The 25,080-nt window shown below is 37.5% G+C and carries 20 protein-coding genes; 3 read left to right on the forward strand and 17 right to left on the reverse strand.

What is annotated here, in order from left to right:
• Positions 1–49 precede the first annotated feature (49 nt).
• From H6G08_RS24980 to H6G08_RS24995, 4 genes are all read right to left on the reverse strand, one after another.
• Positions 50–1,648, reverse strand: coding sequence for an iron uptake porin (locus H6G08_RS24980; RefSeq protein WP_190547910.1), 1,599 nt, complete (start codon positions 1,646–1,648; stop codon positions 50–52).
• 563 nt (positions 1,649–2,211) lie between these two features.
• Positions 2,212–3,207, reverse strand: coding sequence for an ABC transporter permease subunit (locus H6G08_RS24985; protein WP_190547912.1), 996 nt, complete (start codon positions 3,205–3,207; stop codon positions 2,212–2,214).
• A complete protein-coding gene (locus H6G08_RS24990) occupies positions 3,204–4,757 on the reverse strand; it encodes a sugar ABC transporter ATP-binding protein (RefSeq protein WP_190547914.1) in 1,554 nt (517 codons plus the stop codon). Before H6G08_RS24990 ends, H6G08_RS24985 begins: the two co-directional genes overlap by 4 nt.
• Positions 4,758–4,846: 89 nt before the next feature.
• A complete protein-coding gene (locus tag H6G08_RS24995) occupies positions 4,847–5,893 on the reverse strand; it encodes an ABC transporter substrate-binding protein (protein WP_190547916.1) in 1,047 nt (348 codons plus the stop codon).
• Between the two features lie 352 nt (positions 5,894–6,245).
• On the opposite strand from H6G08_RS24995, the gene H6G08_RS25000 reads away from it, so the two are divergent.
• Positions 6,246–7,298 (forward strand): LacI family DNA-binding transcriptional regulator, encoded by a 1,053-nt coding sequence (locus H6G08_RS25000; protein ID WP_190547918.1) that lies wholly within the window; start codon positions 6,246–6,248, stop codon positions 7,296–7,298.
• A 159-nt stretch (positions 7,299–7,457) separates the two neighbouring features.
• On the opposite strand, the gene H6G08_RS25005 is transcribed toward H6G08_RS25000, so the two are convergent.
• A complete protein-coding gene (locus tag H6G08_RS25005; protein WP_190547920.1) occupies positions 7,458–8,567 on the reverse strand; it encodes a substrate-binding domain-containing protein in 1,110 nt (369 codons plus the stop codon).
• A gap of 251 nt (positions 8,568–8,818) precedes the next feature.
• Between H6G08_RS25005 and H6G08_RS25010 the strand changes: the two genes are divergently transcribed.
• Entirely contained in the window at positions 8,819–10,066 is a 1,248-nt protein-coding gene (locus H6G08_RS25010; protein WP_190547923.1) for a serine/threonine-protein kinase, read from the forward strand.
• A 7-nt stretch (positions 10,067–10,073) separates the two neighbouring features.
• Here H6G08_RS25010 and H6G08_RS25015 read toward each other — a convergent pair whose 3' ends face one another.
• Positions 10,074–10,256, reverse strand: a complete 183-nt coding sequence (locus H6G08_RS25015; protein WP_190547925.1) for a hypothetical protein — start codon at positions 10,254–10,256, stop codon at positions 10,074–10,076.
• A gap of 139 nt (positions 10,257–10,395) precedes the next feature.
• A complete protein-coding gene (crtR, locus tag H6G08_RS25020; protein WP_190547927.1) occupies positions 10,396–11,295 on the reverse strand; it encodes a beta-carotene hydroxylase in 900 nt (299 codons plus the stop codon).
• Between the two features lie 478 nt (positions 11,296–11,773).
• On the opposite strand from crtR, the gene pyk reads away from it, so the two are divergent.
• Positions 11,774–13,540: a pyruvate kinase gene (pyk, locus tag H6G08_RS25025; RefSeq protein ID WP_190547929.1), complete on the forward strand. Its 1,767-nt coding sequence runs from the start codon at positions 11,774–11,776 to the stop codon at positions 13,538–13,540.
• A gap of 229 nt (positions 13,541–13,769) precedes the next feature.
• Here pyk and H6G08_RS25030 read toward each other — a convergent pair whose 3' ends face one another.
• From H6G08_RS25030 to H6G08_RS25075, 10 genes are all read right to left on the reverse strand, one after another.
• On the reverse strand, positions 13,770–14,237 hold the full coding sequence (locus tag H6G08_RS25030; RefSeq protein WP_190547931.1) for a PIN domain-containing protein: 468 nt from the start codon (positions 14,235–14,237) through the stop codon (positions 13,770–13,772).
• A complete protein-coding gene (locus tag H6G08_RS25035; protein ID WP_190547933.1) occupies positions 14,234–14,629 on the reverse strand; it encodes a hypothetical protein in 396 nt (131 codons plus the stop codon). Before H6G08_RS25035 ends, H6G08_RS25030 begins: the two co-directional genes overlap by 4 nt.
• 60 nt (positions 14,630–14,689) lie before the next feature.
• A complete protein-coding gene (locus tag H6G08_RS25040) occupies positions 14,690–15,760 on the reverse strand; it encodes a glycosyltransferase family 4 protein (RefSeq protein ID WP_190547935.1) in 1,071 nt (356 codons plus the stop codon).
• 18 nt (positions 15,761–15,778) lie between these two features.
• Positions 15,779–16,696, reverse strand: coding sequence for a glycosyltransferase family 2 protein (locus H6G08_RS25045; RefSeq protein ID WP_190547937.1), 918 nt, complete (start codon positions 16,694–16,696; stop codon positions 15,779–15,781).
• A gap of 94 nt (positions 16,697–16,790) precedes the next feature.
• Positions 16,791–17,570 (reverse strand): glycosyltransferase family 2 protein, encoded by a 780-nt coding sequence (locus tag H6G08_RS25050; RefSeq protein ID WP_190547939.1) that lies wholly within the window; start codon positions 17,568–17,570, stop codon positions 16,791–16,793.
• A gap of 338 nt (positions 17,571–17,908) precedes the next feature.
• Positions 17,909–18,784 carry an NAD-dependent epimerase/dehydratase family protein gene (locus H6G08_RS25055; RefSeq protein ID WP_190547940.1) on the reverse strand — a complete coding sequence of 292 codons (876 nt, stop codon included), beginning with the start codon at positions 18,782–18,784 and terminating at the stop codon, positions 17,909–17,911.
• Positions 18,781–19,491 carry a sugar phosphate nucleotidyltransferase gene (locus tag H6G08_RS25060; protein WP_190547943.1) on the reverse strand — a complete coding sequence of 237 codons (711 nt, stop codon included), beginning with the start codon at positions 19,489–19,491 and terminating at the stop codon, positions 18,781–18,783. Before H6G08_RS25060 ends, H6G08_RS25055 begins: the two co-directional genes overlap by 4 nt.
• Before the next feature lie 13 nt (positions 19,492–19,504).
• Positions 19,505–20,503: an NAD-dependent 4,6-dehydratase LegB gene (locus H6G08_RS25065; RefSeq protein WP_190547945.1), complete on the reverse strand. Its 999-nt coding sequence runs from the start codon at positions 20,501–20,503 to the stop codon at positions 19,505–19,507.
• A gap of 29 nt (positions 20,504–20,532) precedes the next feature.
• A complete protein-coding gene (locus H6G08_RS25070) occupies positions 20,533–23,775 on the reverse strand; it encodes a glycosyltransferase (protein WP_190547947.1) in 3,243 nt (1,080 codons plus the stop codon).
• Positions 23,772–25,076: an ABC transporter ATP-binding protein gene (locus H6G08_RS25075; RefSeq protein ID WP_190547948.1), complete on the reverse strand. Its 1,305-nt coding sequence runs from the start codon at positions 25,074–25,076 to the stop codon at positions 23,772–23,774. The genes H6G08_RS25070 and H6G08_RS25075 overlap by 4 nt, the downstream gene beginning before the upstream one ends.
• Positions 25,077–25,080 lie beyond the last annotated feature (4 nt).

Below are 25,080 nucleotides of genomic sequence, written 5' to 3' on the forward strand. Positions count from 1 at the left end.
CCTTTGCGTTGAAAATTCCCCCCTCAATAAGCAGCTTTACCTAACATATTCAAAAATCGAAAGTTGTCCGCAACACTCCTACATATTGAGTATCATTGTTACTATTATTTTCCGGGTTAAGAATTACCCAAAACCCAGGAGTCACAGAAATATTGTCATGAATTCGCCAACGATAAAAAGCTTCAATATGGTAAGAGTTATCGCTTTCCTCACGAACATCACTATGAGAAACACGCGGCGGTAAACCAAAAAGAATACCTGGTAAATTACCCCTACCGCCAACATCAGGAAATGTCATCCCAATCGCGCCAAACCAAGCATTAGCAGTATTACCATTATTCACAAATAGCGAATCTGTACTGCCCCTACCATTAGAAATATCACTGAAACCAGAGTTCTTCGCAGTTGCCCAAATATACCCGCCCCATGCATGTACTTGGAAATTGGGAGAAAAGCGGTAATATCCTTGCGCACCAACAATACTGTTAGAGGTAGCAATGCTGTTACCAAAAGGCGATATAGATAAAGCGCTACCTCTACTGCCAGTAATATCCACACTACCAGCAGGACTATATCCATGAGAGTAAGCAACACCAATTGCGCCTTGTTGACCGTAGTAAACCAGATGCGCCAAAGCATTGTAGCCACCATCAAATAAACCATTTTGAGGTGATGGATTATTGGGACTGTTAGCTAAATAACCGAGAGTTAACACCAAGTCACTGCTAATCTTCCAGTTAACTGCTGCACCTCCCCCACCTCGTTCAAACAGCAGACTATTCTTACCAAATAGTGAGGGAATACCGTTACCATCATCAGCAACTGTCGCCGGAGTGACGTTGTCTGTGATGTCGTTGTAGCCAATACCCACCGGGCCGATAACAAAAGATAGAGACTCGCTAACAGGAAAGTAGTAACGGATGTGGGGTACAAACAATGTATTGTTACTGTCATTATCAAAGTTTAAGCGCGTCATTCCCGTACCGCTAGCAGCAGCAATTTGGCTGACACCATTAGAATTGGCAAAGTTGCCAAACTCTAGTCGCACTCGCAATAAATCTTTGCCTGTAAAACTACTTTCTAACTGCAAACGACCACGAGTAGCAAAGAAGGGGTTAGATTCATCGCGCGTACCCCCGACTTTATTACCAAAGGTATCACTAATGGCGGTAATAATTTGGGCATTTAGCTTGGTAGTCGTGGAAAATTGTTGCTGTTCTAATGTTGATGTTCGCGCTTCTATACTATCGACTCGTCCGCGTAGAGTTGTTAGTTCTGCTGCAAAGTCTTGTTGTAGTTTTTGCAACACGGCTAAATCTTCTTTCTGGACTAAATCGCTGGTAGCTGTGGCGATTAATTCATTAATTCTATCCAAGCAAGCATTTAAACCTGCGGCAAATTCATAACGAGTTAAGGCGCGATTTCCGCGATAAGTAGAATTGGGATAACCTGCAATACAACCGTAGCGTTCAACTAATGATTGCAATGCAGCAAAAGCCCAATCGGTTGGTTGCACATCTGAGAATTGAGAAACTGATGTGACTTGTTCTTGCAATGTATTAAATTCAGCATCTATTGTATCTGCTGCCCAGACTGCTGGAGATGCTAAAAATAAAAGTAGAAAACTGCACCAAGAATGTTTCAGCATTGGATTTATGATGGTATTTGATATGAGTAAAAACTGGGTTTCTGTTGATTGTCTAAGCTGGAGAGATTGCGATTAATATCTGCGGAGTTGCGTAAAATGGGATGAAGTAACGAACCGCAAAGACGCGAAGTACGCAAAGAAGAGTTTTCTGAGAGCGAAAAAGAAAGACTCTTCTTGCCAATATGCAAGGAATAATCTTGTATTGATGATGTTTTTATTTGATTTGTGTTGGCAAATATAGCTGTTAAATGTTAACTGTTGACTGTTGACCGTTGACTGACTTGAAAGCCTTGTATTGGCAGTGTTTTATCTTAGCTTGATGTTCTAATCTATCTGGCTACAGCTATACTTAAAACAAGTTAGTATGTATAGCGTGTGTGACACTTCGTTATTGTAGGCTAAAAAACTCTGCGCACCTTTGCGTTAACCTTAGCGTACCTTTGCGTTTAAAAAAGGTAATTTTCTGCACCTTCATATTAAATTGGTATAAGTCCTAAAATGTTGAGATAAACACAGAAGGGAAGAAGAGTTAAACAGATAACTATTCATCCCTTCAATTAGTTTTATCGTCGAGAACGTCTGCGCAATCTATCAATCATAACTGCGGCAATAATTACCAAACCTTTGACAACTAATTGCCAGAAGTAAGACATATTCAACAGGGTTAAACCATTGTTGAGTACAGCAATAATTAATGCACCGAGAAGTGTACCGCCAATTGTACCAATACCGCCTGTAAAGCTGGTTCCACCGAGAATGACAGCCGCGATCGCATCTAGTTCATAACCCTGTCCTAACATACCGGTGGCACTATACAGACGGCTGGCGCTCATAATTCCGGCTAAACCTGCTAGTAATCCACTCACGCCATAAACAAACAGCATGACGCGATTGACTTTGATACCTGTTAATCTGGCGGCTCTTTCGTTACCACCTACGGCGTAAATTTGTACACCTAATACTGTTTGTCTCAGTACAAACCAACTCACAGCCACAGTCAATAAAGCAATGATTACTAGCCAGGGAAGGGGGCCGACATAGCTATTACCTATCCAAGCAAAGTTGATATTCCGGTTAATTACTGTTGTACCATTAGCAACTAAGAATGCTGCACCACGTAGGGCAGTTAAGGAACCCAAGGTGACAATAAATGGTGGTACATCTAAAAAGGTAATTAACGCACCGTTGAGCAAACCTAACAGCAATCCGGTGACTAAAGCCGCAGGAACAGCTAGCCAACCTAACGCCGGTAGTAGAGATACTAATACCGCAACTACGGCAGAAACAGCCAAAATTGAGCCGACGGAAAGGTCAATACCTCCGGTGAGAATCACAAAAGTCATCCCCGTTGCCAGGACAATATTAATTGAAGCCTGACGCAAGATGTTGACGGCGTTACCGGCTGTCATAAAATTAGGACTCAGCAGCGCAAATAGAATGCAGATGATTACCAAAATCGGTAAAATCCCGGCAACTTGCAGTAAATTGTTGATGGATTTGCGCTGGCGTTGGGAATTCTCGCTTGGTCTTCTGTTGACTGGTCTTAAGGTTTGACTCATGATGCTAGTACCTCCGATGCTCCTGTTGCATAATGCATAATTTTTTCTTGGCTAATTTCTTTACCGGGACTGTCGTCTAGTTCGCCGACTAACTCCCCTTCGCGCATAACTAAAACGCGATCGCTCATTCCCACAATTTCTGGTAGTTCGCTGGAAACCATAAGAATTGCAACCCCTTGGGCGGCTAAATCGCTGATAATCCGGTAAATTTCGCTTTTAGCACCGATATCTACGCCCCTGGTCGGTTCATCTAGCATCAAGACTCTGGGATTAATCGCCAACCACCTGGCTAGCAGGAGTTTTTGCTGATTCCCCCCGGAAAGATCCACGGCGCGAATTTCTAAATTAGCCAGCCGGATATGAAAGTTTTCCACTGCATCCGCAGCAATCTTATTGACTGAAGCCCAATTAACAATGCCACTTTTAGCATCTTGCTTGAGTCTATTAAGGCCAATATTCTTGCGGGAACTCATTTCTAGAAATAAACCTTGGTCTTTGCGATCTTCTGGGACATAGCCAATACCCACAGCGATCGCATCACTGGGAGAATTAATTTCGACTTTTTTACCGTTGAGAAATACTTCACCGCTAACTTTGCGATCGGCTCCAAAAATTAACCGAGATACCTCTGTCCTTCCCGCACCCACTAACCCAGACAATCCGAGAATTTCCCCTGCACGCAGTTGAAAGCTGGCGGGTTTAACTTTGCGCCCATCGCTAATATTTCTCACTTCCAGCACCACCGCGCCGGGATTGGTTTGGCGTTGATGTTCGTAAAAGTCCTGCATCGAACGACCAACCATCATCTGTACTAAGCGCTGAGGCGTAATTTCGTCCCGCGTCAAACTCCCAATATATTGACCATCCCGCAGCACACTAATCCGGTCAGCCAAGGCATAGATTTCTTCCATGCGGTGACTAATATAGATAATGGCAATGCCATCGTTGCGCAGTTTGCGAATTACCTCAAACAACCGTTCAGTCTCTCTGTCAGATAAAGCGGCTGTTGGTTCATCCATCACCAAAATCCGGCTGTTATCTTTCAGCGCCCTCGCAATTTCTACTTGCTGCTGTTCCGCGATCGCCAAAGTACCGACAATATCTGTAGGTGCAAAACTCGCCCCCAAGCTATCTAACACGCGCTGGGCTTCGAGTTCCATACCTTTACGGTCTAAAAATTGACCTTTTTGCAACTCGCTACCCATAAACATGTTTTCGGTAACAGTTAAATTGGGTGCAACGTTCAATTCCTGATAAATCAGATTAATTCCGGCTTGTCTGGCTGTACCCGGATCGGTAATTTTCACTGCTTTACCATTAATCCAAATCTCGCCTTCATCAGCAATATAAGCCCCAGCCAGGATTTTCATCAAAGTGCTTTTACCAGCACCATTCTCACCCATCAAGGCGTGAACTTCTCCCGGATAAATAGTCAAATTCACACCTTGCAAAGCCGGAACACCATGAAATCTTTTAGCAATCCCGCGCATTTCTAAGACAGGGCTAGCCGTCGCGGGTGGAGAAAAATCTCTTTCAATATTTGTTGTCATAAATAATCAGTCGTAAATACCGAGTTGCTGTCAAAATTCAAAAATAATTTTGAATTTTGAATTTTGAATTTTGAATTTTGAATTTTTCCCTACCACCCAGTCGATTTACTCACGTTCTCTTTGGTAATCAACTTGGCGGGTATCAAAATGTTTGGTGATGCTGGTTTTTTGCCATTCAAGATATCGTTACCTACTTGAACTGCTTTTACAGTCATCCCTCTGGGGTTTTGCGTAGCTGTGGCTGCATAGAGGCTATCTTTAGTAGCGATCGCTTCTAAGGCTTCGGGTGCGCCGTCAACTCCCACAATAAAAAAGTCTCTGCGTTTGGCTTGGTTAGCAGCTAAATCTACACCCACACCACTAGGATCGTTGATGGCAAAGACAGCATCAATTTTGGGGAAAGTTACTAGCAAATCGCTCATTACTCTCAATCCCCCATCGCGGCTACCTTCTGCGTTTTGGTCTTTAGAAAGTAGTTTGATATTGGGATATTTAGCTAACACTTTTAAGCAACCATCCACGCGCTGAATGACTGAAGTTACTGGCGGCCCGTTAACTATCACAACATTGCCTTTACCTTTGAGGCGATCGGCAATATATTGACAGCTAATTTCTCCAGCTTGCACGTTATTAGTAGTAACTGTAGCATCTACTTCTGCTTCTACAGGTGTATCTACTGCAATCACAATTGTCCCTGCTTTTCTGGCTTGCTCCACAGCTGGTCTGATACCTTTACTATCAGCAGCATTGAGAACAATCAAGTCAGTATTCGCCGCCACAAAATTTTCTATTTGATTAAATTGCTGATTTAAGTCATAGCCGCTAGAAACTACAGTGACTTTGACATCATTACCACCAATTTTTTGCGCTTCTTTCTCCGCACCTTTAGCCATGACTACGAAGAAAGGATTGCTTAAATCGCCTAAAGTTACGCCAACAGAACGTAATTTGCGATTGCGATCGCTCTGATTAGTCTGCGTACTTGTATCAGTAACGTTTTTTGTATTAGTGGTATCAGTATTAGTTGCTGTATCACTATTAGGAGATACGTTTGTGCAGCTAACCAGCGTACCGCTAACAATACTTAATAAAGTAGCTGCCACACCTGAAGTCAAAGGAATTTTTTTCACATTCATCTAATCCTATAACGCATTTAAATTCAACAAAAATCAGCAGAATATAAATCACGCTTGCTATGAATTAGAAACGCCTTTTATCTCATAAGGGTTTCGAGATTTGTCCCCAATATTTAGGGTATACCCAGGAAAATACAAGGTTTTCTAGATGTCTTTCACATTAAACGTAAATTTTAAAAGTCATCACCATCGAAAGGCTTAAACTAGGGTTTGGTTATTTTAATTTTTGTTAAACATCTTGTTGGTTAGACTTCATGCACAGGTGTGCATAACTGCTGATTTTTATTTTTGCACACCTGTGCATAAAAACCATGTTAAGTTTAATTACGTCACCTCCAACAATGTTGTAAAGATGAGTAAGCGAAAAATTTCCATTGAAGATATTGCGCGTCAAGCAGGCGTTTCGCACTCTACAGTTTCCCGCGCTTTACGAGACAGTCCTTTAATTAGCGCCAAGGTGCGGGAGGAAATTAAAAAACTAGCGCAGGAAATGAATTATGTTCCAAATGCGATCGCTCAAAGTTTACAGAATCAACGTACTTATACAGTTGGGGTAGTTGTCACCTCTATCGCCGATCCTTTTTTTGGCGAATTGGTAGAAGGAATTGAACAAGTTGCGAAACAAGCCGGTTTAAATCTCTTATTAAGTGCTTCACATGGAGATTTTGAGCAAGAAATCGCTGCAATTGAGAATTTTCACTATCGCCGAGTAGACGGAATTTTAATCGCCGACTCCCGTATTAGTAAACACTACACCCAGCAGTTAACCCCATTTACCGTACCAACGGTTTTAATTAACATCGACACAGAAGACAAAGACGACATATTTCACTCAGTTGCGATCGACGATCGCTTAGGTGGTAGTTTAGCCGTAGAACATTTAATCAAACTGGGACACAATGCAATTGGCTATCTAGGTGTAGGCGATGGAAGCAAAGCCGAACAGCAGCGCCTCGAAGGATATAAAATGGCGCTAAATCAAGCAGGTTTACCACAAAATCCTGATTGGGTTGCAATTTTTCATCGAGATCAGGAAACAATTAACGATATTGATATCGGTAAAAAAATGCTATCTCAACTAGTTGCAGCTGGAGTCACGGGCATTTTTTGCTACAACGATATGGTCGCAGTTGGCGCGCTTTTAGCTTGTAAAGAACTAGGTATTTCCGTACCGCAAGATTTAAGTTTAGTAGGATTTGATAACATTGCTCTCGCTAGTTATATTACCCCACCACTCACCACAGTTAGCCAACGCATGTCAGAAATGGGTGAGGTAGCAATGACGATGTTATTAGATTTATTTCAAGGTAAAACAGTAGAAAATCAAATTTTATCTCCCTTTTTAGTCAAAAGGGCTAGTAGTGCGACAGTAATTGTACGAAAAAATTCAGCAATCTCTGTATAATATGGGGCTTACGCAAACTCTACAACTTCTTGGCGTCTTGGCGTCTTCTCTGCGAGACGCTACGCGTTGGCGGAAGCCTCTCGCAGAGAAGGCGGTTCAATAAATTAAGGTTTCTGGTAATTTTTGCGTAACTGCTGTAATATTCATCCTGCTTGTTTTTTACTTTACTTCGCCCCTCGCAACTGGCTGCTGACTTCTTTCGGGAATTAACCCAGCTTGCTCAATCGCCTGTTGTCCCTGAGCAGTTGCTAAAAGTCTTAGATAAGCTTCGCCAACTTGTTGTTCCTTACCCTGGTTCTGCTTAATCACCACAAATAATTTAGAAGTTATGGGATACTTACCATTGGCGATCGCTTCTGTATTCAGTTGATTGCGTTTTTGCGGACAATCATTGGCGCTGACAAAAGGTTCGCGGTAGGGGGGAATTAACTCTGCGCTAGTTAAGCCTAAAGGTAGAGGTTTAACTGAACATTGATGTACTACACCCCTAGCTGAAGCGTAATATACTCCCCCAGGGGTTTGCTTGAGTCGGCGTAATGCTTCTGTGGTGGAGTAAACATACTGTACGTTAGCACCAAGAGACTGCCGATCTAAAACTTGCTTACCAGAAGTTAAAACCACATCGGCATTTTCGGGAAATTGCGACAAAGGAGTAATCGGAAGATCCTCACCCCCTACCTGCTTCCAGTTAGTAATTTTTCCTGCATAAATTTGTTGCAATTGCTCGACAGTCAAGCCAGAAACTTTCAGCCCTGGGTTAACTACTACGGCTACCCCATCAATTCCCACTTGACGTTCTTCTAGGACAAAACCTCGCTGCTGGGCTAAATTTTTTTCTTCAGCAGTCAGGGGACGAGAAGATTGGGTAAAATCTAATTTTCCCTCAAGTAGCATCCGAATACCAGACCCAGAACCAGGACTAGCATTTTCAGGATTAACGTAACGCAACTGTAGCTCCGGACGAAACACCTGGATTTGCGAATCTACTAATTGTCTGATGGGTGCCCAGGCGGTGCTACCACCGTAGTTAAATGAACCAATGGGAATATTTTTGACTGTATTAAAGTTAGAAGTAGCAACAGCAGAACTATTGACTGTACCGCTATTTTTAGCAGCCAAAGCACCATTATCAACTTGTAGGCGTGGTCTCAACCATAACCAAAGTCCACCAATGATTGCAACTGTCACCAATTCGCCAATAATTAGACCTCTAATCATTTGCACAGCGTCTTGACTCAGGGGAACACGCTTACTGCTATCATTAGTCATCTTTAGTATCTTCCTGTAATATGAGTGAGTGTTCAGTAAGATAGAATCAATAAACAGGTTAATCTTTGAGGCAAATGCTTATTTAATTAATTCTCTAATTTTTTAGTAGATACTAAATGCAATCTTCATCAAGATTAGATAAGACTTGCGCTCAATTACGGTTAGCTTCTTGAAGAAAACTTTATATTCATGACTATATATAAATTGTTTAAGTAATCTTACTTAATTGCAGCCTTTACAAAAACCGTAACATGTTCAGCAGCAAGTTACTAGGCGATCGCTATCAGGTTGTGGAAGTTTTGAGCCAAGGAGCGTTTTGTCAAACCTACAAGGCTCAAGACACCTACTTTCCCAGTTATCCTTACCGCGTTGTTAAACATTTTTTACCTAGTAGTAAATATTCAATTCCCTTAGAAATACGCAGACGGTTATTTACTAGAGAAGTAGAAGCACTGAAAAAACTCAGTAACTATGACCTAGTACCTAATCTTTTAAGTAGTTTTGAAGAAAATCTTGAGTTCTATTTAGTACAAGAATTTATCGAAGGACATCCTCTGAGTGCAGAACTAGCGCCGGGAAAATGCTGGACAGAAACTCAGGTTTTTCAACTCTTGTATGAGATTTTAACTATCCTGAATTTTGTCCACAGTCACGGGCTAATTCATCGAGATGTGAAACCCCACAATATTATTAGACGCCAGCAAGATAATCGCTTAGTTTTAATAGATTTTGGTGCTGTCAAGCCAATTTGGAATCACTTAATTAGAGGTCAAGATCAAACAGCAATTATTACACCTATTGAACAATATACTACTATTGCGATCGGTACCCCTGGCTATATGCCCAACGAGCAACAGCGAGGTAAACCAAGGCTCAATAGCGATATTTATGCTTTGGGTATGATTGGTATTCAAGCACTAACGGGGATACATCCAACACAATTATCAGAAGATTCCCATACAGGTGAAATTATTTGGCAACAATCAGCACAAGTAAGTCATGGATTAGCCGCAGTACTAAATAAAATGGTGCGCTATCACTTTCAAGATAGATATAAATCGGCAAAAGAAGCATTAAATGCATTACTAGCCCTAAATAATTTTCATAACCTTCAGCAAGATTCGGGTAACATTAAATTTCAAGAATCAAAACCTTTAGCTGAAAATGAAGCTAACCAATTTTTTCAGCTTCAGGAATTAGCATCCTTAGCCAAAGAATCCAAGAATATTACACTAGCAGACACTCTATTACCATCTACCAAACTTTCCGAGCAAAGTGAAGAATCTCAAGATGTTTCATTAGTGCCAAATAATTATACTAGCCAAACGAACAATAGTACTATTGCGGCTCCACAAAAGCCTGCTTTGCTGATTGGGTTAGCAGTAGGCGTATTTTCTGGTTTAGTTTTAATGATTGTTAGCTACTGGTCTGTACAAATAGTAGCTCCTACTCCCCAAATTCAAGATTTACGCCTACAAATGCCAAACGAATCGCCTTGAAACCTGATTATGATTGTCTTTGTTGAGTTGTTGGTGCTTGAAGATTAGGTTGCACGCTATCTCTATGAATCAAGAACGCTACAATCCCCACAACAACAAAGTTAGTAATCATCAACCCAAGAGCCGTCCATATCCAAATTTTAGTTTTTGAGTTATTTGCTAATTCGGTTGGATAGGGTTCGCGATTCATGGTTTGCCTCCACAACAACCCAATAGATAATAATTTATTGTATCTCTACTGCTAACACATTATAAATAACCACCCAGTAAGCTAAAACCTAGAAAGCTCCTAACTAAGTTAATAGTTAAGAGCTTTCTGCTATTATTGGTTAATTTTCCGTTGATTTATGGTGATGAAACCTAATTCCTAAAAATATGTCGTAAACAAACTCAAAAAAATCTTTCTTTTGTAATAATCCTGAAGTTTGATAACAGCCTTTTTCATCTAACAGAGGTTTCATCAAATGGTAGGTAGGCTGATAGTTATACCAGGGAATTGAAGGCCATAAATGATGAATTAGGTGATAATTTTGTCCCAAAATTAGGATATTGAGAATGGGGTTAGGATAGACGCGAGCATTTTTCCAGCGATCGCGCTCGACAAAGGGACGATGGGGTAGATAATCAAAGAATAATCCCAATGCTATACCCACAATAAATGCTGGGATAAACCAGAAATTGAGAATGTAGCCTAAAAAGTGATACTGAACGGAAATATAAACAATTGTAACGACTATTAAACGGCTGATAAACCATTCTAGTAGTTCGTAGTTACGCCACAGTCGCCTCTGAAAGAAAAATACTTCATGGTACAAAAACCTGACTGCAATTAGCCACAACGGCCCGCCTGTGGAGACATAATGATCTGGATCGTCTTTGGGATGATTTACGTGAGCGTGATGTTGCAAATGAACTCGCGTAAATACTGGAAAAGCAAAAGCCAGGATCAGCGCACTACCATGCCCTAACATCGCGTTAATAATTTTATTGCGATGGGCAGCTTGATGACAGGCATCGTGAATTACTGTCCCCGAACAATGCAAAGCTAAGGTATTAATACTAAAGCATAGCCAGTGCGGCCATTGCCACAGCCAGTAACCAAAGTTAGATAAAACTAGCATGGTGACTGCGGTAAAAAATAGCAGCATTGTTGGGTTAAAATCACCTGGAGGCGCTAAAAATTCCTTAGGCGGGATTGTCAGTGGCTTCTTTGCCTCCGACGTGAGCATTATGAACTCCTTACTCTCTCAAATATTACGAATATACGATAAATATTAGTAAATAATAAACTTTTATAAATTTTTGTATCGCAAATTGTCCTAACCACATTGCCAATGGTGTCAATAAATCAAGCTATGATTGCCAACTAGACTTGAGTATTTGTGAGCAATTGGAGTTGAAAAATACCTGAGAATGGCAAAGTCAGGCGATCGCCTCAGGCATTGATTGAACCAACTATGGTGTACGATAACAAGTCTATCCCACTGCTTTGTAGCCCTAATACAGCTTGGCGTCATGAATATACTATTCCATGACAGCGATTACAAGGGAAAATCCCTAGCCCCTAATCTCTAGTTTTATACCCTGCTGTACTAGCCTTTATTCCCCTTGTGCGCTGCTGTCATCTTGATTGATATAGCAGTGACGGAAATAAAACTGCCCCTTAATTTACGATGGTTTCCTAGATAGATCCTAGAATCAGCCCCTATGCAATTAAGAGATTCTCTACGCCGCACCAAAATTGTTGCTACTATTGGGCCTGCCACTAGCAGTCCAGAAATGCTCAAAGCGATTATTGAAGCGGGTGCAACCACACTCAGGTTAAACTTCTCCCACGGAAGTCATGACGACCATCAACGCAGTATCCGCTTAATTCGGCAAACCGCTTTTGAACTAAATCAGCCAGTGGCAATTCTCCAAGATTTGCAAGGGCCAAAAATTCGCTTGGGGCGGTTTGAAAATGGGTCTATAGTTTTAGCAAAAGGCGATCGCTTTACCTTGACCAATCGCCCAATTATCGGTACACAAGAAATTAGCTGTGTAACCTACGATTATCTAGCCGACGAAGTCCCCGTAGGTGCCAAAATTCTCCTCGATGATGGACGAGTAGAAATGGTAGTCGAGGAAATTAACCGCGATAAAGGCGATTTGCATTGTCGCGTTACCGTAGCTGGTAAACTTTCTAACAATAAAGGCGTTAACTTCCCCGGAGTTTACCTTTCGATCAAAGCCATGACCGACAAAGACCGCGAGGATCTAATGTTTGGTCTCGATCAGGGTGTAGATTGGGTAGCGCTGTCCTTTGTGCGCAATCCCCAGGACATCATGGAAATTAAAGAATTGATTTCCAGCACCGGGAAGAATGTACCGGTAGTTGCCAAAATCGAAAAACACGAAGCCATTGAGCAAATGGAAGCCGTTTTAGCTTTGTGTGATGGCGTCATGGTAGCTAGAGGCGATTTAGGGGTGGAACTGCCAGCCGAAGACGTACCAGTACTGCAAAAGCGGCTAATTGCTACAGCCAATCGTTTAGGGATTCCCATCATCACCGCCACGCAAATGCTAGACAGCATGGTGAGTAATCCTCGTCCCACTCGCGCCGAAGTATCCGATGTAGCAAACGCGATTTTGGATGGTACAGATGCAGTCATGCTTTCCAATGAAACTGCCGTAGGTAGTTACCCAGTGGAAGCGGTAGCAACTATGGCTAGGATTGCCGAGCGCATCGAACAGGAAGAACGACAAAACGCTAATCGTTTGTTGAGAGATACCAGACGTTCCATTCCCAACGCCATTAGCCAAGCTGTGGGACAAATTGCCGAACAGTTGGGTGCAGCAGCCATTATGACCTTAACCCAAACTGGTGCAACCGCCCGAAACGTCTCTAAATTCCGTCCCCAGACACCAATTTTGGCAATTACACCCCATGTAAATGTGGCGCGACAGTTGCAAATGGTGTGGGGAGTCAAGCCGCTATTAGTTTTAGAATTACCCTCAACTGGTCAAACTTTCCAAGCTGCAATTAATGTGGCTCAAGAAAATAAACTCTTAACAGAAGGCGATTTGGTGGTGATGACAGCTGGTACACTCCAAGGGGTTTCCGGCTCAACCGATTTAATTAAAGTGGAAGTAGTGACGGCAATTCTCGGTCAGGGAATTGGACTAGGACAAGGCTGTGTTAGCGGTCGTGCTAGAGTCGCTCATAAAGGTCTGGATGTGAGTAACTTTAATCCTGGAGATATTTTAGTTGCTTCTCGCACCACTGCCGATTTTGTTGAAGCAATTCGCAAAGCATCGGGAATTATTACAGAAGACGAAAGCCTAACCAGTCATGCAGCTATCATTGGCTTGCGTCTTGGCGTACCAGTAATTGTAGGTGTCAAAGAAGCAACAAAAGTCATTAGAGATGGAGCAATTTTAACTTTGGATATGCAACGGGGTTTAATTTACTCTGGTGCTGTGGGAACACCTTAGAAAATTCAAAATTCAAAATTCAAAATTCAAAATTATTTTTTGGGTTTTGAATTCTTGGTGAATAGTTAAGTAGTGGGAGCATCTTGCTCCCTAATCTTCGTAGCGGACTAGAGAGCCATCACTACTCCAGGTTTCAAAATGGACGAAGTTTAACTGAAGCGAAAGTGAAAACTCCATCTTCATCGTCGGATTTACTAGATAACTGTTCTAGATTGTGCAAAAATTACGTTTATAGGCTGATATCTCTCCAGAGTTTTGCCTCGGTAAAGCGGCTTAAATGTTTCACGTTAGTAGTAGCGATCGCAACATAACGACCAGGAAATTCTTCTGTTAACATTTGCCAGTGGCTACAAATAATTATATCCACATCAAGACTTTTGTCATCTGCTATAGGAATACCTTGACTACGCGCAGTAGCCCAAAGTACAGATGCTTTTTTCAGTAATTCTGAAGTTATGGGTAAGAAATTTATAATTTCTCGAAGTTTGTCTAAGTTCTCAATAACAGGAAGTTGAGGTTGCTTTTGGTATGTTAAAATCAAACTTCTTCTAATCTCATAATCACACAATTCAGAAGAACAAACATTAATTCCACGAGAAAGTAACTTGTAAAGCCATTCTTCACAATCACTGACTTCACCAGTTTTATATGGGTTAGCGAGAATCCCTAGCACGCCTGAATCGATAAAAACTATCATGATTCTGAATATAATTTTTGTCCGGGAAGTCTTTGCGCATCAACAATTTTTTTAAATCGTTCAAATAATTCTTGTCGCTGTAATGATTCAGTATCAGACATATTTTTATGTTCTTCCATAAGTTTAGCTAACAGTTCCATAGGGCGTTGATTTTTCCGAATTTGTTCTTCTTTATCCCATCCTGATTGATGATTGCTAACTGTATTGTCTTTATCTAGTTGCAACAGTTTTTTTACAGCCTGAGCATCCAAGAATTCTAAATCAATAGGATGGGGATATCCTTCTAAAATCAATTGATAACTACTATCGCCATTATTGCTAACTGGAAGCAGTGCAATAAAACGAGTAATATTCAAGATTTTGCCACTAGGTAGTTCGATTGATGTAGTCATTTAGCAGATTTGGAATATTTACAGATTAATTTTACCAAGTTCTCTATTCCTCATTTACGACTACAAATAGCGAGATAAGACTTCAGCAGTGGCTTTTCCGGTTTTTTCCCAGCTAAATTCCTTAGCTCTAGCGATTCCTTGAACCGAAAGACGCGATCGCAATCCTGAATCATTAGCCACAGCCTGCATAGCAGCAGTAATTTCCCCTGTATCATAGGGATTGATAAGAATCGCCGCATCGCCAGCTACCTCTGGAAGGGAAGAAATATTAGAAGTAATTACAGGAGTACCACAAGCCATTGCTTCTAAAACAGGTAAACCGAAACCTTCCCAGAGACTCGGAAAAACGAGTGCGATCGCACTATTGATAATTTTTGGTAATTCGCTGTATGCAACATAGTCCAAAAATTTCACCTGATTAGCAATACCCAATTCCTCAGCTTGTGCTTGTAAAGTAGGAGTATAACGCTTATCCGATGGGCCAGCTAACCAAAGTTCGTAATTACTATTATTAGGTAAATTAGCAAATGCTGTAATTAAACGCGCCGGATTTTTGTGAGGATTATGTCTTCCTAAATGAAGAAAATAGTTTTGCTTCGGTAAATTTAAATCAAAAAAATTATTGCTGTCATACGCCAACGGAATCGGCGTAATTTTATCTTCAGTAACCCCTAAAAAACTAATCAAATCTTGAGCCGTATTTAGTGAATTACATATTATATGCTCTGATTGTTGACTAACAGCAGCAATATAATAATTGCAATAAATTCTTTGACTTAAGGAAAAGTATTGTGGGAACCTTAAAGCAATTAAATCATGAGCCGTAATAATATAAGAACAGTTAGAAAATAACGGAGCTTCAGGAATAGGAGAAAATAAAAGTGTAGATTTAAGCCTTTGATAAACCTTTGGTAAATAAAATTGTGTCCAAAGCAAGCGTTTATAATGACCTTTTATACCAAACTCAGTAGTAATATTGCTAGGAGATTTATAGCATTTTACATCTGCAATCTCCATTGGACTTAATACATTTATCTCTAAATCTTTTAATGCTGGTAATAAATTAAGGCTGTAGCTTAACCAGCCAGTTGGTTGTGTTGGTGCAAACGATAAATTAGCTAGTATAGACATAAAAATTAAACAGAAGCTTTACTGAGTTCCTGAATTTGTAACAGTATGTTTCTTGAATTGAAATAACAACATAATAATTTTTAAACAATTAGGATTAGTTGTAGCAATATATTCTCTAAAAAATTTTGCAAAAAGATACAACCGCAATAATATTTGTTCCCAAAGAGGGCGATGTTTTTGATAATAGTAAAGTTGGCTGCGTCTGTATTCAATAGACATAGCATTTGCAGACTTCTGCACTGAGTACCCTTTTAAATGAATTAAAGATACATGAGGCGTGTAGATTATTTTATATCCTTGATTTTGCGCTCTTTGGCATAAATCTGATTCTTCAAAATACATAAAGAAGTTTTCATCAAATCCACCTAAAGCATTAAATAGACTAGCACGAATAAAAAAAGCAGCACCCACCACAATATCTACTTCTTGGATTTCTTGGAATTTCTCCTCAAGTAATTTTAGATGCGCCGCATCTCTTGCAGCTTGATGCAGTCTACGCGATTGATATTCACCCTTAATTCCAATTGCTGGTGAAACAGAAATTTGCAAACTTCCATCAGGATTTAGTAATTTTGTTCCAATAATTCCTACTTCTGGATGGCTATACATTACCTCAATTAAATGCGGTAAAACGTTACTTATAAGTATAGTATCAGTATTTAGTAAAAACAAAAATTCCCCAGTTGCTACTTTCACACCAGCGTTATTTCCTGCTCCAAAACCGCGATTTTCCGATTGTCTAATTAAATGGACATGACGATATTTCTCTGCAACTAATTCTGCACTACCATCACTAGAAGCATTATCTACAAGGATAATTTCATAATTAGGTGTATCAATAAATGTTTCTATAGAGTTTAAACAATCTGGTAAAACATCTATGCCATTATAATTAACTAAAATAATTGATACTAATATATGACTCTGCGCCATCATCTTTATATTACATACAATAATAATTTATAATCTCCAAAAAATACAAAATTAATTTTTACATCATTACAAAATGACAAAAAACTAATAATGCTTATTATAAAATTTCACTGTTTCTAATAAATATTATTGACTTTTTTAGAAATAAAAATAATACTTTAAAAGAAACATAACTAATGTTTTTAATATATAATTTATGATGGTTTTTTAATAGTTGAATGTATGAGTATCTAGAATGTTCTTTCTTCATCAATGTTGCCATAGAACTAGAGCTTTTTCTATAAAAAAATAGAACTTTGGGAATTCTGTATACATCTCTACCCAACTCAATGATAGACAACCAGAAATCGTGGTCTTCCCATCCATAAATCATCTTGGAGTTATATCCACTAGTACTTAACCAATCAGATTTTCTAAATAAGCCTGAGCAAAAAATTACATTCTTTATTAAGATATCTGGAAATCTATATTCAGGCAGTTCCCACTTACCAGTTTTCTCTCCAAAGAACTCTGCTTCACAATAAACTATTCCCAGGTTCTCATTAGATTCTAATAATTTAACGGCTTCTTCAATATATGTATTGCCAATCTTATCATCAGCATCTAGTGGTAGTATATACTTGCCACGAGATACCTTTATGCCATGATTGCGAGCCGCAGCAAGACCTTGATTATTTGTGTTAATAACTAGAGTTTCTGGTTGGTTAAAATTCTTTAAAATTTTAATAGTTTCTGGATTTGTAGAGCCATCATTTATAATAATGATTTCAAAATTTTGGTAAGTTTGATTTAAAATAGATCCTACAGACTCATCAAGATATTGACCTTGGTTGTAGCAAGGAATAATGACTGAAACAGTGGGACTTTCCTGGCTCATAATTTTTTATAGCTTTTTAATTCCAGTTGTTTAATCTACTGAAAGAATGAATGCAATCTGTGGTTTGGCTAAGTTGCAATCATTATCAAAATCGTAAGTATCTCCGGCTCTAATGTGCTGGTATTTTCTTTCTCAAGAATAGCCAACCTCCTGAGATATTATATTACAGTAGATTGCAACTATGTGAGGTAGAGATTATCGTCAAGGCACAACAAAGTCGGTAAAGCCGTCGAATGAATTGGCTCACCTATCACTGGACTTTATTACCTAAAAAACTCTGTAATTAGCTCTATAATGCTATTGTTGCTGATTCTAGTAGCCATATCAAAAATTTAAAGTCAAAAATTTGAAGTATGGTTAATTGCTATTAGAGATTGAAATTTACTTATGTCAGCATAAATATTATTTATATTTAATTTATTTTTGTTGCTAATATTTTGGATTTCAATCACATCCATATTCAAGCCATTTTCTTGTAAAATTTTTTCTAGAATAATATCTAACCGTAATGATAAGCCACTACCAACATTGTATACTTCTCCAGATATGCCATAATTTGTAATACTTTCATAATATTTTACTGCTTGTTGAATACTAATATAATCTCTATAGCTCCTTAAATCTCCTAACACAATTTTATCAATTAAACCTTTTTGGTAATCTTCAATTTGTTTATATATACGACCTATAAAAAGCTTTTCAGAGATACCTTTACCCATTAAATTAAAAGTACGAGCCATAACTATATCCAGCTTATGGACATGAAAATAAAAAAGCATCAAGTGGTTCTGATATACTTTAGTAAGCCCATAAATACTAATGGGATTTAAGCATTGATTCTCATTGACTGGATTATCTTCTTCTTTAATCAATCCATATTCTGCAGAACTTCCTATCAGCAAGACTCTACAACATATTTTCGCTTTGAGAATTGCCTCAAGTATGTTTCTTGTAGAAATTACGTTATTTAAATAATCAGTATTATAATCGTTAGAAAAGCTTCCTGCTAAATGGTAAATCTGCGCTGGTTTAATTGTTTCAATTAACTTATAAACTGACTCTTCATCTGTTAAATCACAATTAAAATAATTAGGGTGAGATTCTGATGAATTACGATAATTACAATAAACCTGAATTTCAGTATTTTTATTTAAGTGTTTAACTAGATGCCTTCCTGTAAAACCACTTGCTCCTGTAACTAATATTTTTATCATATAAGTCCCAATTTGTGCTTAAGTGCTGCATAATTTTCATTAGCATTGTCATAATCTTCTGGACGACCAATATCTAACCAATAGCCAAGAAATGGTTTAACTTCTATTTTCATCTTATTTTTAATACCATCTATCATTAAATTATCAAAACCGTATGGTTCTCCCTTAGTTAATCTTTCTATAACTCTACGATTTAAACAATAAACTCCCATACTTACATCGAAATTATATGTTGGCTTTTCTAAAAAGCTAACTATCATGTTTTGTTCATTGTATGTCAAGACTCCAAAATCAATTTTTGCTTCTCGCTTATATGTTGATACAGTAACGTCATTATTTGCTTCCAAATGATAATTATAGAAATTGAGATAGTCTAAATCGCACAAAATGTCACCATTCATTACTAGAAAATTCTCAGGGAGATCTTCAATCAGTGTTAAAGGCCCGATGGTGCTTAATGATTTCTCTTCCAAAGAATAATCAATTTTTACGTTCCACCGAGAGCCATCACCAAAAAAAGCCATAATTAAATTAGCCAGATGGTTGACTGCTAAAGTGATATGATCGAAACCTGAGCGGGCGAGTTGAATAATGATAATTTCCAAAATTGGCATTTCTCCGCCAATAGGAACAAGTGGTTTAGGTAAAGTAACTGTATACGGTTTTAAACGAGTACCCTTACCACCTGCTAGTATTACAGCTCTCATGACCTTCTCCTGATTAAAGATTATAAATTCCAGCTTTGTACTTTGCTAAGTTGCCCGGAATTTTAAACCATTCAATTGTTTCAGCAATGCCTTCTGATAAATTATAGTGAGAACGCCAGTTTGTTAAAGATAAAATTTTCTTATTGCACCCTAATAATCTATTAACTTCTGATTTATTAGGTCGTAAACGAGATACTTCACAAATAATTTTCGCTTGAGGATTTAGCTGTGCTATTAGTTCATTAGCTAGCTGACCAATTGATATTTCAATTCCACTAGCAATATTAATTTCTTCTCCAACTGTTTTATCTGATTTAGCAATTTCTACAAAAGCACTAGTAGTATCTTTGACATAATTAAAATCACGAGTTGGATCTAAACTTCCCAGAGTAATTTCATTTGCACCTGTTAGTAGCTGAGTTATGATAGTAGGTATAACCGCACGTGCTGACTGTCTAGAACCATATGTATTAAAAGGACGAACAATAGTAACTGGCAAGTTAAACGATCTATAAAATGATTCAGCAAGTCTATCCGCAGCAATTTTTGTTGCGCTATAAGGAGATTGACCTTGGAAAGGGTGTTTCTCATCAATAGGGACATATTGAGCAGTACCGTAGACTTCAGAGGTTGATGTGATTAATATTTTTTCTACTTGAAGCTTTCTCGCAGATTGTAATACATTTAAAGTACCTTTGATATTTGTATCAACATAAGAATCGGGAGAGTGATAAGAAAAAGGAATCGCAATTAGCGCAGCTAGATGGAAAACAACTTCACATCCATTCATAGCAGTTTCGACACCATTAGGATCGCGAATATCTCCCGCAAATATTTCTATACTCTTTAACTGCTGTTCTGTAAGAGACTCGAGCCAACCCCATGAATTGAAAGAGTTATAGTAAACAAATGCTCTAATTTTGCATTTTTCTTCTATCAGCCTTTCTACAAGATGGCTACCAATAAAGCCGTCTGAACCAGTAACTAAAACTTTTTTATTTTGCAGTTCCATTAACGCTACCTAAGAAATTATTAAATTGGTTACTTTTTTAAAATAGATAAAAAGGCATCCTTGTATTCATTTTTCATCCGAGTAATATCTAAATTTTGTAAAGCAGAATATCTAGCATTTGCTTTCATTTTATTATGTAATTCTTTATCTAAAAATATTTGTTTAATATTAGCAACAAATCCATCTATATCTGAAGAATCACAGACAAATCCATTGTATCCATCGGTAATTACAGAAGGAATATCACCTACTTTAGAGGCAACGACAGGGATACCTAATGATAATCCCTCCATTAATATTATGGGTATACCTTCAATCTTAGAAGGTATAACTAATAAATTTGTAATTTTTAAATATAATTTGTTATCATCCACAAACCCCGGAATAAAAATTTTATCTGTCAGATTCCAATCTACTACTTTTTCTTTTATATTCTTATATTCAGGCCCATTACCTATCATAATAAAATACATATCATCATAGTCTTTTAACATTTTTACAATCTGCAAAAATGTTTCGGGGCATTTTTCTTCAGAAAATCTACCCATATAGGAAACAATAAATTTATCTTGAGGAATAATGTTACTATCAAGTATTGGTTTTTCGTCTACTTTGGTTGGGTTAAATTCGTTCTGAGTATCAACACCATGTATAATCACACGAGTTTTATCTTCCAGTTCGCCAAATTTACTCAATAAAACATTTTTGATAGCTTCACTAGCTAATATATTTAAATCAATAAATTTTGCATATTTACGATTATTATTTATATGTCCGTATTCGTTAAACAATTGATCGACAATCTTAATTGAGGGGAAATCTCTTTTAAGATCTGGCAATATTTTATAAAAGTATGTAGAACCTACAAGAAAAATAATATCTATTTTACGAGATTCAATAAAGTAGTAAATAAAATCTTTCCATCTTGCTTCCGATGGTAAAAAATTACATAAATGATATATTTCTTTAGTAATTTGCTCATAGCGATGCGTGTTATCACCCAAGTTAGCATCTGTTTTGATTGTTGTCATTACAGATATATTAAAATCATTTTCATTTAAATGTTGGGCAATTTGCAGCAATATTGTATCTGCACCACCTGTAATCACAAAAGGTAGCGCAAAAAGGATATTTTTTTGATGATTTTTTGTTTCTTTGATATATGAATTTATCAGGTTGATAGTACCATTTATCACCCGGCACTCTTCTGTATTTGTTTTCCAAGAGCGAGCATAGTTTTTGGGAGTAAGATATTTTTTATTAAAACTACAAATAACTTTTATCTGTTCTTGATAACTAGCAATTTCAGGATGATTACTTAAACTTGATTTACTGTGAATACGATAAAGCATTAAAGTCTCAGGAATATTAGTTGCTCTGGCACCAAGAGCCATAATTCTTAACCACAAATCCCAGTCTTCAGAAATGTGTTCTTTACCAATTCCATAATCATGATATCCATTTGCTAACGTCCACATTTTTTTTGAGAAAACAGCCACTGTCGAAAATTGATTCGCTTGGACAATATTATCTAATCTAGGCTGGGGAGCTATTTGCCATACACAGTCTGAATCTTCAAAACATTGAACGGCAGTTGAGACTATATCGTAAGCATAAGTTTCTAATAAAAAGACAGCTTTTTCCAGGTAAGTTGGTTGAAGTTTATCATCTGCATCTAAACAACATATATATTTACCTGTCGCTCTTTCTATACCAAAATTCCTATTGTCACCGACTAAATGGCGACTTTCCCGATAATAAATTTTTGTCTTTGGTTTGTTTAAAGATTTCAAAATTGAAATTGTTGAATCATCTGTTGAACCACCATCAATGACGATAATCTCGAAGTTGCGAAAAGTCTGAGACAGTACAGAATCAATAGCCTCTTCTACGTATTTGCCGTAGTTAAAACAAGGAATAATGACACTCACTAAAGGTCTATCTTCGTACCATTTTTCTTGCCTGATATTTCTAATTTGAAAATTCGGTAACTTCCGTAATCCTTTTTGAATAAACTTTGATAATTTTGATAGTTTTAATAATTTTTTTAAACTAATTGGCTCATCTTCATTTAAAATACCGATAAGCCTTCTGAATTGAAACCATTTTTGTCTCAGTTTCCAAAATTTGCTACTTTCGATTGCGGTTAGATTAGCCTGAGATTTTTGCAATTGCGCTTGCAATTTTTCTATTTCCAGATTTTTATTTTCAAGTTGTGAAACAAAGTATTCCTTAGCATTCAAATATTGAGCATTGTCTGTAGAAAGCTTAATATATTGTTGCCCTAAAAATAAAATAAATAAATCTGATAATTCACAATCAAGAATCCATGAACTGGCTATGTAATTAACAATATTTTCTAACACATGAAGATCGTTTATATATTTTATGTAAAGCATCAAGTAGTTTTGCAAATCTTTTCTATTTAATTTTTTTAAATCATCAAGTGTTAATTGCTGAAGATTATTACCTATGGAAAACAGCATCTTCATTCTTGATTCATCGCTACTAACAAAACCGATGATTGTGGAACCAAAATTATCAAAATTAACAATTCTTCCTATATATTCTTGCCCAAAAAAATGTAACGTTATTTTTTTAAAACTCTGTTCCGTGAAGTAGTAAATATGCTCAAGTGAAGAATTAAACCAGTGTTTATCTGCATTTTCATTGAAAGTTAAACAAGGTATTTCAAAAAATAAAAACCCATCAGGCTGTAATATATTTTTTATTTGGGCAAAAACATCAGTTAATTGTGGAATATGTTCCAATACAGCCCAGGCAGTTACTACATTAAACTTTTGTTCTTCGTTAAAATCAATATTTATAAAACTATTATTGTAAACTTTGTAACCTTTTCTATGACAAATTTCTGCGTATTCGCTATTATACTCTACACCTGATAATTTTTTAAACCCATACATCTTAGCTAAATCTAAAAATATTCCATTACTACAACCCAAATCAAAAAGGCTATCTCCTGTCTTAACTAAATCTATTAAAGCGATAGCCCAGATAAAATAACTATGTTGAATCTCTTGATAATTTATATAGCCTATTTCATTTTCATCACCATCAGATTTAATCGACTTTTCGTAATAGTCAAGTTCATAAAAACTTTGCAAATTTTTTGGGTATTTTTCAACAAATCCTAGTCCACAATTGCTACAAATAAGAACCCAAATTTTGTCAGATCTTTGTTTGTATTTTGAGATTTTTTCGCTAGCACAAAATGGACATTTAGTATTTTCATTAAATTCTTGGTGTTTCATAAGACTATGCTGAATTCTGTTTTTGTGGGGATATAAACCTTAGTTTCTGGTGTTAAATTATTTAACTTATTTATCTTAAATACATATATATTATCCTGCCAATCACAAATATCTTCTACATTATCTTCATTAATAACTGATACACCTAGTGTTAATGTATATGTACCAGGTTGTAACATTAAATCAAAAGTAAATGTTGCCAACAGTCTTTGATTAATTTGTAGTTCTGGCAAATTTGCTGCTTCATATCTTAAATTTGTCCCAAATAAATCTAATCCATAAATATCTCTAATAAGAAATCCAATACTATAATTTTTAGCGGAAACGAAGAACTTAGCAAGTATTTGAATAGTTATTTTTTCAGACCAATCAAATGAATCTGATTTATTTCCATCAGAATCTAAAACCCTATATTTTTCTAAAATAGATTTTTTAGAACCATAACCAGTGTTTGGCAATTGCCAAAAATCTATCTCTGCTGATGCTTCTGAAATAGGTTCTTCTAGGTTTTCTTGTTGAGTATTTTTCGCGGTAATTAAAATATCTGGCTGGATCAAGGATTCTAACTGCTCTCTAGTTTTTTTTAAATATTGATTCACCACAGATTCTGAGTTTCCTATATGAAAAATAGTACCCTCCTCTAAGTAAATACATGAGCGGCACATGCTTTTAACAGCACCAATATCATGGCTGACGAACAGTACTGTGACACCCGCTTCCATCATCTTTCGCATCCGCGCCATGCACTTTGCCTGAAAAAACATATCTCCTACAGCCAAAGCTTCATCGACAATTAATATATCTGGATCGATGTGAATTGCCGAGGCAAAAGCCAATCTAACATACATTCCACTTGAATAAGTTTTAACAGGCTGCTCAATAAAATCTCCGATATCAGCAAAAGCAGCAATCTGCTCGAAGCGCTCATCCACCTCTTGTTTGGAAAGTCCCATAATTGCGCCATTCATATACACGTTTTCTCGACCTGTAAATTCTGGGTTAAAACCTGCACCCAATTCTAATAGAGCTGCAACCCTACCATTAACTTGCAGTTCTCCACTAGTTGGTGTCAAAGTTTTGCAAATGAGTTGCAATAGTGTGGATTTCCCTGCTCCATTGCGCCCAATGATACCCATAGTCTCACCTTTGATGACTTCAAATGAGATACCTGTTAATGCCCAAAACTCCTGAGCATAGGTTTTTCCTGGTAACAATAGTTCTTTGAGTCGATCAACTGGATGCGCATACCGCTTGTAGCACTTCGAGACATTTTTGAGGGAAATGGCAATTTCTTCTCCCATACTT

Source organism: Calothrix anomala FACHB-343 (genome assembly GCF_014696435.1).
Classification (GTDB): Bacteria; Cyanobacteriota; Cyanobacteriia; order Cyanobacteriales; family Nostocaceae; genus Aulosira; species Aulosira anomala_A.